The organism is Phytoactinopolyspora halophila (genome assembly GCF_003287285.1).
GTDB classification, from domain to species: Bacteria; Actinomycetota; Actinomycetes; order Jiangellales; family Jiangellaceae; genus Phytoactinopolyspora_A; species Phytoactinopolyspora_A halophila.
Genome location: NZ_QMIG01000006.1, coordinates 63,246 through 76,177, shown reverse-complemented (window position 1 = coordinate 76,177; position 12,932 = coordinate 63,246). Strand labels below are relative to the sequence as shown.

The window sequence follows — 12,932 nt, the reverse complement described above, 5'->3', positions numbered from 1 at the left end:
GGCAATCCGTTCACGATTCGGCGCGTCGATCTTTGATCCGTCGCAGCTTGCCCATCGAGCGTTCGAGCGTGTCGGGGTCCACGACGTCGGCGTCCACGGTCACCCCGATCTGGTCTTTAACGGCCCGGACCACCTCGGACGCCGCGTCTGCTCGGCGGTCGGTTGTGGATCCGGGCTCGGCCTCGACCATCACCGTCATGTGATCCATCCGGTCCTGGCGGGTCAGGACGAGCTGGAAGTGCGGAGCAAGTCCATCGACACCGAGAACGATCTCCTCGACCTGCGTGGGGAACAGGTTCACGCCACGCAGGATGATCATGTCGTCGCTGCGTCCGGTGATCTTCTCCATCCGCCGGAACGCGGGGCGTGCCGTGCCGGGCAACAGCCGCGTGAGATCGCGGGTGCGGTACCGGATCACCGGCATGGCCTGCTTCGTCAACGAGGTGAAGACCAGCTCCCCACTCTCTCCGTCGGAGCGAACGTCCTCACCGAGCGGGTCGACGACCTCGGGGTAGAAGTGGTCCTCCCAGATGTGCAGGCCGTCCTTCGTCTCGACACATTCCTGGGCGACGCCGGGACCGGTCACCTCGGACAGCCCGTAGATGTCGACCGCATCGAGCCGTGCGCGTTCTTCGATCTCCGCGCGCATGGATTCCGTCCACGGTTCCGCGCCGAAAATGCCCACCTGCAACGACGATTCGCGCGGGTCGAGGCCCTGGCGCTCGAACTCGTCGAGCAGGGTGAGCATGTAGCTCGGGGTGATCATGATGATCTCCGGCCGGAAGTCGTTGATCAACTGCACCTGGCGAGCCGTCATTCCGCCGGACGCGGGAACGACGGTGCACCCGAGCTTCTCGGCCCCGTCATGGGCGCCGAGCCCGCCGGTGAACAGGCCATAGCCATAGGAAACGTGCACGATGTGTCCGGGCCGGCCACCGGCGGCGCGGATCGATCGCGCCATGACGTCCGCCCACATGTCGAGGTCTTGCGCCGTGTACCCGACGACGGTCGGCTTTCCGGTGGTGCCGCTGGAGGCGTGGATGCGATTGACGTCGGTGCGCGGCACGGCGAACATCCCGAACGGGTAATTCTCGCGCAGGTCGTCCTTCGTGGTGAACGGGAATGCCGCGAGGTCCTCGAGACTCTTGCAATCGCTGGGATGCACGCCGGCCTCGTCGAACGTGCGCCGATAGTGGGGCACGTTGTCGTACGCGTGTCGCAGTGTTTGCTGGAGGCGTTCGAGTTGGAGCTCGCGCATCTGTTCGGGGTCAAGCCGCTCGGCGGTGTCCCACCACTCGTGCGTGTCGGCGCTGCCCGGCGAGCCCGTTCCAGCCGATCCGGCGCCTGCGGCGGAGCTGGTCATGCCTCATCACCCTCTCGCTCGATGGTGCGGCTGCGCCCGCGGAATTCGAGAACGACGTCTCTCCCGGCGGCCGTCTCGCGGTACACGGTCACGTCGTAGATGCCGTTTCGCCCATAACGGGTGCGCTCGTGCGCGACGGCTGTGAGCTGGTCGCCGAGACGCGCGGATGCGACGAACGAGACCTCGGCGCCTGCGGCGACGGTGACGGGGCCGTAGCTGTTGCATGCACATGCGAACGCGGTATCTGCGAGCAGGAACAGGTAGCCGCCGTGCGCGACGTCGTGGCCGTTTACCATCGTCGCCGTGACCGTCATAGTGGCGGTTGCCGCACCGGGACCGACATCGACCAGCTCGATGCCGAGGGTGCTCGACGCGGCGTCCGCGTCGAGCATGGCCCGCGCTGGATTCCTGCCGTCCCGGGGCGCCGATGCCACGAATGCCCTCCGCCTTGCTTACTGACCGAATGGACGGTTAATAATGTGGTGCCAAGTAAAGGCAGCACATCTGCCGATGTCAAGAGGAGCGGCCCATGCCTGAGGTGTATCTCGTTGCCGGTGTCCGCACACCACAGGGGCGATATGGAGGCGTGCTTGCCGGAGTCCGCCCGGACGATCTCGCCGCGCTCGTTGTCGGCGAGTCGATCCGGCGCTCCGACGCCCCCGCCGAGGCGGTCGACGAGGTGATCCTCGGTGCGGCCAACCAGGCGGGCGAAGACAACCGCAACGTGGCACGGATGGCGGTGCTGCTCGCCGGCCTTCCCGACGACGTGCCCGGGTACACGGTGAACCGGCTGTGCGCCAGCGGCCTGACGTCGGCAGCGTCGGCGGCGCAGAGCATCCGGGCAGGCGAGGCCGACGTCGTCGTTGCCGGGGGAGTGGAATCGATGACGCGGGCACCGTGGGTGATGGCCAAGCCAGGCACCCCGTGGGCGCGGCCGGGCGAAGTCAGCGACACGTCGCTGGGGTGGCGCTTCACCAACCCGGTGTTCGCCGATGCGGACCGCGCTGTTCCGGATAGTGCGGGGCCCGAAACCCGGAAGGTCACGCTGTCGATGGGCGAGACCGCGGAAGAGGTGGCTGCGCTCGACGGTGTGCAGCGCGAGGAGTCCGACGAATTCGCGTTGCGCAGTCACCAGCGTGCCCTGGCCGCCACCGACGCGGGACGCTTCGCGTCCGAGATCGTCCCGGTCTCGACGAAGGACGGCGAGATCAGCGTGGACGAGGGGCCGCGCAGGACCACGACGATGGAGAAGCTCGCCGCGCTGCGGCCGGTGTTCCGTCGCGACGGGATCGTCACCGCCGGCTCGTCGTCGGCACTCGCCGACGGCGCCGCGGCCGTGGTGCTGGCGAGCGAGGAGGCGGTGCGGCGCTACGGCCTGACACCGCGGGCGCGGGTCGTGCGTGGCACGAGTGCCGGGGTGCCACCCCACCTGATGGGGCTGGGACCGGTGCCGGCCACCGAGAAATTGCTCGCCCGGACCGGCCTGGGTATCAGTGATGTTGACGCCATCGAGCTCAACGAGGCGTTCGCGGCGCAGAGTCTCGCGGTAATCAAGCGTCTCGGCCTCGACGATGAGAAGGTGAACGCCGACGGCGGCGCCATCGCCCTGGGCCATCCCCTCGGTTGTTCGGGCGCACGGATCCTCGTGACGCTTCTCGGCCGGATGGAGCGCGAGGACGCTCACCGGGGTCTTGCCACCCTGTGCGTCGGTGTGGGACAGGGTGTGTCGATGCTCGTGGAAGCGGCCTGACACGCCACGCGGCGGAGGCGTCGGGGGAGTGACGAGCTGGAGGCGACGATGCCGGAGGAGAGGATGTCAGACGAAACCGGCGCGGCAGAGACCTCGGCACCGGCAACGGCTGCGGTGATCGGCGGCGGCACGATGGGCGCGGGCATCGCGCACGTCCTGGCTGCAGCGCGCACCGACGTCGTGGTGGTCGAGAGCGAAGCGACCCAGGTCGATGCGGCCCGGAACCGGATCGTGACCAGCTTGGGACGCGCGGTCGAACGCGGCAAGCTGGATCAGGATCCGCACGAGGTGCTCGCACGGATCCGGTTCGCGAGCGACGTGCACGAGATCGACCGGGCCACGGATGTCGTGATCGAGGCCGTGCCGGAGAAACCCGACCTCAAGGTCGCCGTGCTGGCGGCAGCCGAGCAGGCGACCGACTCGTCGACGGTGCTCGCCAGCAACACCAGCTCGCTGTCGATCACCGAACTCGGCGCGGCGCTCGACGACCCGTCGCGCTTCCTCGGCATGCATTTCTTCAACCCGGTACCCGCCTCCAAGCTGGTCGAGATCGTCGTCGCTGAGCCGACGGCTGCCTGGGCTCGCGACCAGGCCGTGTCCTGGGTGCGGGCACTCGACAAGACCGACGTCGTCGTCCGCGATTCCCCAGGTTTCGCCACCAGCAGGCTTGGCGTCACGCTCGGGCTGGAAGCCATCCGCATGCTCGAAGACGGCGTGGCCGATGCGGAAGCCATCGACAACGCCATGGAGCTCGGATACCGCCACCCGATGGGCCCGCTGCGCTTGAGTGATCTGGTGGGCCTGGACGTGCGCCTCGCCGTCGCGGAGTATTTGCAGTCGACGCTGGGCGAGCGCTTCGCTCCGCCGCAACTGCTGCGAGACAAGGTGGGCCGGGGCGAGCTGGGACGCAAGTCTGGCCAGGGCTTCTATACCTGGTCCTGACCCCAGCTCCGGGCCCGTGGCCTCGTTGTCGTCTCGAGGTCGGACGTGATCAACCACTCGCGGAATCATCGGAATTCGTCTTCAGCGGGCGCCTTGTGGCGACGGCTGGTGGCCATGGCGATGCCTGTAGCACTCCTTCTGCCAGGGAGCGAGTGGCGAGTTCAACCCGGTTGCGGGCTCCTGTTCGTCGGAGCATGGCTCGAACGTGGTACGCGATGGTGTCGACGCTCAGGTACAGCTTGGTTGCGATCTCTGCGTTGGAGTCGCCGGTTGCGAGTAGGGCAAGAATGTCGAGTTCGCGGGATGTGAACTGGGACGTTGGGTGGACGGTTCGCACGCGCGTCCCCTCCGTCGAGATCTTTCCGCATGGCCTCTGGCAACTAGCGTTGATCTTAACGACGAGCTTGACCATGAGATGGAGTGACGGTTTTCGGTCGCTGACGCGTGCCGCCGCTCGATACAGATCTCGTTGATCTGCGGCACCTTCTCGGCATCGCAGTAGTTCGTCGGGGTCTCGGTTCGCGAACAGCCAGCTCGTGGGTTGCGTAGCGGGTTCATCTGGGTTACTAATAATAGTGTTAGTAACCCAGTTACTAACACCTAACGTGTGGTACTGGCGCGGCGAAGGGTTACCGGTGAGCTTGAAGTTCGAGCTGTTGGGCTTGATCCGTGATCGAGCCAGTCATGGGTATGAGGTGAAGACACGGTATGACGAGTTGCTGGACCCGACCCGGTTGGTGCAAGCGCCGCAGGTGTATTCCACGTTGAAGCGGCTGGAACGCGACGGGCTGGTGCGCGTGGCGCAGGTTGATCAGGAGTCAGGTCCGGAGCGGCGCACGTTTGAGATCACCGGTGAAGGCGAGCGTGAGCTGGACGAGTGGCTGTGGGGGCCGGTTGAGCCGGAGCCGCGACTGCACACGGTGCTGTATACGAAGGTGGTGCTGGCGCTGCTCGCGGGTCGTTCGGTGGAGCAGATGCTGGATGTGCAGCGGGAGGCACATCTGGGTCGGATGCGCGAGCTGACCGGCCTGCGCCAGAGCGGTGATACCGCCCGCGCGGTGTTGGCGGAGTACGCGTTGTTTCATCTGGAGGCGGACCTGCGATGGTTGGAGTTTACTGCGGCGCGTGTCGACGATATTCAGGTCGAGCTCAACCGACATGTGAATAGCGCCCGGAGGCTGTCATGACGTCGATGGAGGCTTCGCCGGCGTTCGTCCGCGCTGATGAGTCTTGCCCAGGCAAACGAGGGTTGTTGCGGGCCTCGGATGTGACGAAATCGTTCGGTCCTACAGTCGCGCTGCATGGCGGCGAGTTGTGTGTAAGTGCTGGCGAAATCGTCGCGGTGATGGGGCCGAGCGGTTCCGGTAAGTCGACCTTGTTGCATTGCCTGGCCGGAGTGTTGCTGCCGGATCAGGGGCTTGTGGAGTACGACGGGCAGCGACTGGATGCGATGAGTGACGCCGAGCGGAGCCGGCTGCGTCGTACGGACTTCGGGTTCGTGTATCAGTTCGGGCAATTGGTGCCGGAGCTGACGGCAGTCGAGAATACGGCGTTGCCGCTGTTGCTGGAACGTCGCCGTCGGCGTGAGGCGGTTGCTGTCGCGCAGGCGTGGCTGGAGACGTTCGGGTTGGCCGGGCTGGAGAAGCGACGTCCTGGCGAGTTGTCTGGAGGTGAGGCGCAGCGTGTCGCAGTCGCCCGGGCCTTGGTGACGGATCCGCGGGTGATCTTCGCCGATGAGCCGACCGGGTCATTGGATTCGGCGGCGGGTGTGGCGGTACTGGACGAGTTCACCGGCGCCGTCCGTTCTCGTGGTGTGGCCGTGGTGCTAGTGACTCACGATGCTCGAGTGGCCGCGTATGCCGAACGTACCGTCTTGGTGCGTGACGGCATGGTCACCTCGCCGGATACAGCGCGCACGGTACGGGCCTCATGATTCGCTTGGGGATGCGCCTGGCAGTGGCAGGTGGCCGGACCGCGTGGGGCCTGGCCGCTGTCACCACGGCTGCGGTGGCCGTTGGCACGGCTTTGTTGCTGTTGGCGTTGAGCGCGGTACCGGCCATGCAGGCACGCGCGGATCGCACGGCGTGGATGGACTCCTACGACTGGGCGAAAGAGGCGGACGACTCCGAGTCGTACACGCTGGTCGATGTCGTTGAAGACAATTACCACCAGGCCGACATCGACGTCGTCAGCATGGCCGGGGTTGGGACCGACGCACCCGTACCTCCCGGCATCGACTCATTGCCTCGCGAGGGCGAGGTAGTTGTGTCACCGGCGTTAGCGGAACTGATGATGCGCGCTCCGGTGCTCGGGGATCGCTATGGCGACGTCGTGGGCGAAGTCGGCGACGACGCGCTGGCTGGGCCGGACCACCTGCTGGCAATTCGTGGAGTAAGCAGCGATGAGGCCAGACTATTCGGTCTCCCGGTGGTCGAGTTCGATCATCACGGCGAGGTGGTCCAGCTAGAAGGCGTTTTACGGTTGTTGATCGTACTCGGCGGCGTGGCCTTGCTCGCACCGATCGCGCTGTTCGTGGCAATGATCACCCGACTGTCCGCTGCCAGCAGGGACCGCCGGTTGGCCGCACTCCGGTTGGCCGGAGCTACGGCCCGGCAGGTTCGCCAGCTCGCCATGGTCGAAACGCTGATCGCCGGCGCGGGTGGGCTCGTCCTCGGCGTGGGCCTGTTCTTCACTGCACGCCCACTAGCTGCGCACATCACCTACGATGGCGGGCGATGGTTCCCCACTGACCTTGATCCGAGTGTCGCTGGGTACATAATTGTTGTGGTCGGCGTGCCTGCTGTGACGGCGACCGCGAGCCAGGTCGCTCTTGCCAGGGTGGCCCGTTCACCGTTAATGGTCAGCCGTCGTGCCGATCGCAAGCCCGTGACGGCCTACCGGGTCATTCCCCTGGCCGTGGCCGTGCTGGGACTCGGTCTTCTACTCACGACCGGTACTGCGCAGGACATAGCCGGTAGTCGTGGAGAGATCACCGCCGCCGCTTTTCTGATCCTGCTGCTAGCACTCACGTTGGCGGGGCCGTGGTTCACCCGGGGTGTCGGTCTGCTGATGACGCGCTCTTCCAAGCCGGCGTTGCTACTAGCCGGGCGCAGGCTCTCCAACGATCCTCGTGCCGGGTTCCGCGCCGTAGGCGGTGTGATTCTCACAGTGTTGATCACGACGATGTTCGTCGCCACGACCCCTGCTGCGGCAGCGTCCCTTCGCGACACGGAGGTCATCGGCCAGCGCACCGGCACCGTCCACGTATCCCTTCCGACCAGCACCATTGCCGAAACTGAGGTGACGATCGACGAGCTCGAGTCCGTCGACGGCGTTGATTCTCCGACGCCGGTCTACGAGGCGCTGGCCCAGACCGGGCAGGATGCGGTCAAGGTCTGGATTGGTGACTGTTCTGCCGTCGTTGCCGCCGGACGGCTCGACGGTGTCCCGTGTGACCAGGCATCGGTCATTGTTGCTGACGATCAACGTGAGCTGATCGATAACCCGGATGGCGTGGTCGAGCTGCACAGCCTCTCTCCTGCCACGCCCGTCTCAAACACCACAGCGCCAGATGAGGATCAGATCGAGACGGCTACGGTCCGGGTCGACGACGCCGCGATCATGCCTTCCCACGAGGGAGTGGACATGCCCGCAGTGATCGTCACCCCAGATGCACTTGGCTCCGTCCTTCCGCAGCTGCGACCCACGTTGCTCCTTGCTCGTTATCACTCCGTCGACGCCTTGGAAGCTGTCCGCACTACCGTTCTGCGACGGGCGCCCGATGCTGACGTATCCACGCGCGAAACCTCTTACGAGGGATTCAGTGGCAGCGTGCGACAGCTGTACCAAACCCTCACCATTGCCACGGTGGCGGTCTTCCTTGTCGCGGGGTGTGGACTCATCGTCGCCGTCACCATTGGCCTACTCGAACGGCGGCGTCCTTTCGCGTTGCTGCGTGCAGCCGGCACGCCACTGCCCACCCTGCGACGCACCTTGTTTCTCGAAGCCGCTGCGCCACTCACCGTGATGTCCGTGATATCTGCACTGCTCGGCATTATCATCGGGCACTTTATCGTCGACGCGGGTGGCAACCTCGCGTCCCTGCCATGGGGGCATCTCCTGCTCCCCGTTCTTGCTGGCCTCGTCTTCACGATGACCGTTGTTGGAATAGCCCTACCAGCCGTCAACAAAATAACGGCTGTCGAACAAACTCGCTTCGAATAGCTCCACATGTCGGAGTTGTTGGCGGGGTCACCGCATAACTCCGGAGAGTGCGGGGTGACTTCGACCCTCAGGCGTGCGCTTATCCGCCGATCCGGCGGTATTTCCGCACGTGTGAATATCGAAGTGCCGGCCGGGCCGACCCGGCTACAGCCGCTCGATGATGGTCGCGTTGGCCATGCCGCCGCCCTCGCACATGGTCTGCAGGCCGTACCGGCCGCTGGTGCGTTCGAGGTGATTGACCAGGGTGGTGAGCAGCTTGGTGCCGGAGGCGCCGAGCGGGTGGCCGAGGGCGATGGCGCCGCCGCGCGGGTTGAGCCGCTCCGGGTCGGTGCCGAACTCGTGTTGCCATGCCAGGGGCACGGGTGCGAACGCCTCGTTGACCTCGTACGCGTCGATGTCGTGGATGTCCAGACCGCAACGGTCGAGGATCTTGTGTGTGGCCGGGATGATGCCGGTCAGCATCGTGATCGGATCGCTGCCGGTCACGGCGAACGCGTGGAACCGTGCCCGCGGGCGCAGCCCCAGCTGGGTGGCGCGCTCCTCGCTCATGATGAGCGCCGCCGACGCGCCGTCGGTGAGGGGTGATGAGTTCCCCGGCGTGATCGACCAGGAGATCTCCGGGAACCGTTCGGCGATCGCGGCGTCGGTGAACGCTGGCTCCAGTTCGGCCAGGCGCTCGACTGTTGTGGATGGCCGTACGGACTCGTCGATGGCGTGCCCGTCGACGGCGACGATCTCGTCGGCGAACCAGCCCGCTTCGGTGGCCTTCGCAGCGCGCTGGTGTGAACGTGCGGCGAAGGCGTCGAGCTCGTCCCGGACCATCTTCCACCGGGCGGCGATGAGTTCGGCGCTGATGCCCTGCTGAACCAGGCCCTCCGGGTAGCGGGCGGCGAGCGGCGCGTAGGGGTCCTGGCCCTGCATGTTGCTGAACATCGGGATCCGGCTCATGGACTCCACGCCGGAGGCGATGACGGCGTCGTACGCACCGGCCATGACTCCTTGTGCGGCGAAATGCGCTGCCTGCTGGCTGGATCCGCACTGGCGGTCGATCGTGGTGCCGGGTACGGACTCGGGCAGACCTGCGGCGAGGAGCGCGTTCCGGGCGATGTTGAACGACTGCTCGCCGACCTGGGATACGCAGCCGGTCAGGACGTCGTCAATGGCTGCGGGGTCGACGTCGTTGCGTGCGATCAGGGAGCGCAGGACCGAGGCGAGCAATTCGGTGGGGTGTACGCCGGAGAGCGCCCCACCGGCCTTTCCCTTCCCGGAGGCGGTACGGATGACGTCGACGATCACGGCACTGCGCATGGCGGGACTCCTGGTGTCGGCGGGCTGGGATGAGTCGCTGCGGTTCGTGATGGGGGTTTCTTCGAAAGCTAGCCGACGGACACCGGGCGGAACAACACAGCGCGGTCGGGTATGACGATGCGGATGTGCCGGACCGCGCGGGAGCGAGCCGTCGTTCGTGCCGAATCTTTTCGTCGTGATGGTGGCTGCGTTACCATTAATTCCTGAACGTTCGGTCGGTAATTCGGCCCGGTGGGATCCCGAGCGACGAGGAGGTCGGCCGCCAGATGAGCGCATTACGCAGTTACGTCCGTGGCCAATGGCACACGCCACCCGACGAGGGCGCTCCCTTGCACGATGCGGTGACCGGCGAGGAGGTAGCTCGCGTATCGTCGGCCGGCATCGACATGGCGGCAGCCCTGGACTATGGACGGCGGATCGGCGGCCCGCCGGTACGTGAGCTGACGTTTCACGAGCGGGCGCTCTTGCTGAAGCAGCTGGCCCTGCATTTGCAGGAGCACCGCGAGGAGCTCTACGAGCTCTCTTACCACTCTGGAGCCACTCGCTACGATGCGAAGTTCGACGTCGATGGCGGGATCGGCGTGCTGTTCTCCTACGGGAGCAAGGGCAGGCGGGAACTGCCGAACGACACGGTCTACGTCGAAGGCCCGGTGGAGCCGCTGGGTAAGGGCGGGACCTTCGTCGGCCAGCACATCCTGACGCCGCGGCGCGGAGTGGCCGTCCAGATCAACGCGTTCAACTTCCCCGTCTGGGGTCCCCTGGAAAAGCTTGCCCCGGCGTTCCTCGCCGGGGTGCCCACCCTCGTGAAGCCGGCCAGCCCGACGGCTTACCTGACCGCGAAACTCGTCGAGTTGATCATCGACTCCGGCCTGCTACCCGAAGGATCGTTGCAGCTGGTGTGCGGGAGTGCCGGTGACCTGCTCGATCACCTGACCGAGCAGGACCTGGTGTCGTTCACCGGCTCGGCGTCCACGGCGCAACGGCTGCGGACCCATCCCGGCATCGTTCGCAACGCCGTGCGGTTCAACGCCGAGGCCGACTCGCTCAACCTCTCCGTGCTCGGACCCGACGCCACACCCGGGACCGACGAGTTCGATCTGTTCGTCAAGCAACTGGTCACCGAAATGACCGTCAAGACCGGCCAGAAGTGCACGGCGATCCGCCGGGCGTTCGTCCCCGCAGAACGGGTCGACGACGTGGCACAGGCGGCCGTGGATCGGCTTGGCAAGGTCGCCGTCGGGAACCCGGCTAACCCCGACGTGCGGATGGGCGCGCTGGCCAGCCTGGAACAGCGCGAGGAGGTCCGCCGCTCGCTCAAGGCGCTCATGGACGCCGGAAGCCTGGTCTTCGGTGACCCGGAGCGGCCCGACATCGTCGACGCGGATCCCGAACGGGGCGCGTTCATCTCGCCGATTCTGCTGCGCGCCCAGGACCCCGATCGCCCCGAGCCGCACCAGGTGGAGGCGTTCGGCCCGGTCTCGACGCTGCTGCCGTACACCTCGACGGATCAGGTGATCGACGCCGCGGCCCGGGGCGCGGGCAGCCTGGTCGGATCCGTTGTCACCGCCGATGCCGACTTCGCCCGTGACGTCGTGCTCGGCGTCGCGCCCTGGCACGGGCGGTTGCTCGTGCTCGACGCGGAGAACGCCAAGGAATCCACCGGACACGGCTCCCCGCTGCCGGTACTCACCCACGGTGGTCCCGGGCGTGCCGGTGGCGGCGAGGAACTGGGCGGCATCCGGGGTGTGCTGCACCACATGCAGCGTACGGCCGTCCAGGCGACTCCGAAGGTGCTCGGTTCTGTCACCAACCAGTGGGTGAACGGCGCCCCGCACGGCGACACCGAGACCCACCCGTTCCGCAAGTCGCTGGCCGAGCTGAATGTTGGCGACACCGTCGTCGCTGGCCCGCGAGCCGTGACACGCGAGGACATCGATCATTTCGCCGAGTTCACCGGTGACCATTTCTACGCGCACACCGACGCGGACGCCGCCGCGGCTAACCCGTTCTTCGATGGCGTCGTCGCGCACGGTTACCTCGTCGTCTCGCTTGCTGCCGGCCTGTTCGTCGATCCCGAACCCGGCCCGGTGCTGGCCAACTACGGGTTGGAGAACCTGCGCTTCCTCACGCCCGTGTATCCCGGTGACGAGCTGACCGTCACGCTCACCGCCAAGCAGATCACGCCGCGTGTCGACGCCGATTACGGCGAGGTGCGGTGGAACGCCGACGTCACCAACGCCGACGACGAGGTGGTCGCGCGCTATGACGTGCTGACTCTCGTGGCAAAGGAGTGGACCCCATGACGACGAGCCAGGCCGCGAGCCCGACCACGAGTCCGACCGCGACGCCATCCGAGCAGGATCTGGAGCGGCACTTCGACGAGATCATCGCCCGGGACCAGCGGATCGAGCCCCGGGATTGGATGCCCGACGGTTACCGCAAGACGCTGGTCCGCCAGATCGCGCAGCATGCCCACTCGGAGATCATCGGCATGCAGCCGGAGGCCAACTGGATCACGCGTGCCCCGTCGTTGCGCCGCAAGGCGATCCTGCTGGCCAAGGTGCAGGACGAAGCCGGCCACGGGCTCTACCTCTACTCGGCGGCCGAGACGCTGGGGGCCGACCGGACGGAGATGACCGAGAAACTCATCGACAGCCGGCAGAAGTATTCGTCGATCTTCAACTACCCGACGCTGAATTTCGCCGACGTCGGAGTGATCGGCTGGCTCGTCGACGGCGCGGCGATCTGCAACCAGGTGCCGCTGTGCCGCAGCTCGTACGGCCCGTACGCGCGAGGCATGGTGCGTATCTGCAAGGAGGAGTCGTTCCACCAGCGGCAGGGCTACGAGCTACTGATGACCATGATGCGCGGCACCGAGGAACAGCGGCAGATGGTGCAGGACGCCACCGACCGGTGGTGGTGGCCGTCGTTGATGATGTTCGGCCCGCCGGATCACGACTCCCCGAACACCGCCCAGTCGATGGAGTGGAAGATCAAACGGCACACCAACGACGAGCTGCGCCAGCGCTTCGTCGACATGACCGTGCCGCAGGCGGAGGCTCTGGGCGTGACCCTGCCGGACCCGGAGCTGGCCTGGAACGACGAGCGCGGCCACTACGACTTCGGCGAGATCGACTGGAGCGAGTTCAAACAGGTCATCTCCGGCAACGGGCCGTGCAACGCGCAGCGTTTGGCCCACCGTCGTCGCGCCCATGAGGACGGAGCGTGGGTGCGTGAGGCCGCGGCCGCCCACGCCGCCAAGCACAGCCACGCCGCGGTGTCGTGATCATTGACGATCCGGCACATGATGATGGTGACGATCGTTGATGATCAGCGGGGACGTCG

Annotated in this window: 11 protein-coding genes; 7 read left to right on the top strand and 4 right to left on the bottom strand. The window is 66.4% G+C overall.

The window, feature by feature from the left end:
- Positions 1-10: 10 nt before the first annotated feature.
- Positions 11-1,363, bottom strand: coding sequence for a phenylacetate--CoA ligase PaaK (gene paaK, locus DPM12_RS09030; protein WP_112257985.1), 1,353 nt, complete (start codon positions 1,361-1,363; stop codon positions 11-13).
- Entirely contained in the window at positions 1,360-1,755 is a 396-nt protein-coding gene (gene paaI, locus DPM12_RS09025; protein WP_112257984.1) for a hydroxyphenylacetyl-CoA thioesterase PaaI, read from the bottom strand. Before paaI ends, paaK begins: the two co-directional genes overlap by 4 nt.
- A 137-nt stretch (positions 1,756-1,892) precedes the next feature.
- Here paaI and DPM12_RS09020 point away from each other — a divergent pair, with 137 nt between their 5' ends.
- Together DPM12_RS09020 and DPM12_RS09015 are read left to right on the top strand one after the other, a co-directional pair.
- Positions 1,893-3,113 (top strand): thiolase family protein, encoded by a 1,221-nt coding sequence (locus tag DPM12_RS09020; protein ID WP_112257983.1) that lies wholly within the window; start codon positions 1,893-1,895, stop codon positions 3,111-3,113.
- Positions 3,114-3,176: 63 nt separating this feature from the next.
- On the top strand, positions 3,177-4,055 hold the full coding sequence (locus DPM12_RS09015) for a 3-hydroxyacyl-CoA dehydrogenase family protein (protein WP_112258088.1): 879 nt from the start codon (positions 3,177-3,179) through the stop codon (positions 4,053-4,055).
- 49 nt (positions 4,056-4,104) lie between these two features.
- Here the strand turns inward: DPM12_RS09015 and DPM12_RS24475 are convergent, their stop codons facing one another.
- Complete coding sequence (locus DPM12_RS24475; RefSeq protein ID WP_112257982.1) at positions 4,105-4,467, bottom strand: response regulator transcription factor; 363 nt, start codon at positions 4,465-4,467, stop codon at positions 4,105-4,107.
- A gap of 223 nt (positions 4,468-4,690) precedes the next feature.
- On the opposite strand from DPM12_RS24475, the gene DPM12_RS09005 reads away from it, so the two are divergent.
- The 3 genes from DPM12_RS09005 to DPM12_RS08995 are packed head-to-tail and all read left to right on the top strand — an operon-like array spanning position 4,691 to position 8,279.
- Positions 4,691-5,242: a PadR family transcriptional regulator gene (locus DPM12_RS09005; protein ID WP_112257981.1), complete on the top strand. Its 552-nt coding sequence runs from the start codon at positions 4,691-4,693 to the stop codon at positions 5,240-5,242.
- Between the two features lie 5 nt (positions 5,243-5,247).
- Positions 5,248-5,988: an ABC transporter ATP-binding protein gene (locus DPM12_RS09000; RefSeq protein WP_112258087.1), complete on the top strand. Its 741-nt coding sequence runs from the start codon at positions 5,248-5,250 to the stop codon at positions 5,986-5,988.
- An 11-nt stretch (positions 5,989-5,999) separates the two neighbouring features.
- Positions 6,000-8,279, top strand: coding sequence for an ABC transporter permease (locus tag DPM12_RS08995; protein WP_211658710.1), 2,280 nt, complete (start codon positions 6,000-6,002; stop codon positions 8,277-8,279).
- 144 nt (positions 8,280-8,423) lie between these two features.
- Here DPM12_RS08995 and DPM12_RS08990 read toward each other — a convergent pair whose 3' ends face one another.
- Positions 8,424-9,587 carry a thiolase family protein gene (locus DPM12_RS08990; RefSeq protein WP_112257979.1) on the bottom strand — a complete coding sequence of 388 codons (1,164 nt, stop codon included), beginning with the start codon at positions 9,585-9,587 and terminating at the stop codon, positions 8,424-8,426.
- Between the two features lie 266 nt (positions 9,588-9,853).
- On the opposite strand from DPM12_RS08990, the gene paaZ reads away from it, so the two are divergent.
- On the top strand, positions 9,854-11,890 hold the full coding sequence (gene paaZ, locus DPM12_RS08985) for a phenylacetic acid degradation bifunctional protein PaaZ (RefSeq protein ID WP_112257978.1): 2,037 nt from the start codon (positions 9,854-9,856) through the stop codon (positions 11,888-11,890).
- Positions 11,887-12,873 carry a 1,2-phenylacetyl-CoA epoxidase subunit PaaA gene (paaA, locus tag DPM12_RS08980; protein WP_112257977.1) on the top strand — a complete coding sequence of 329 codons (987 nt, stop codon included), beginning with the start codon at positions 11,887-11,889 and terminating at the stop codon, positions 12,871-12,873. The genes paaZ and paaA overlap by 4 nt, the downstream gene beginning before the upstream one ends.
- Positions 12,874-12,932: the final 59 nt, after the last annotated feature.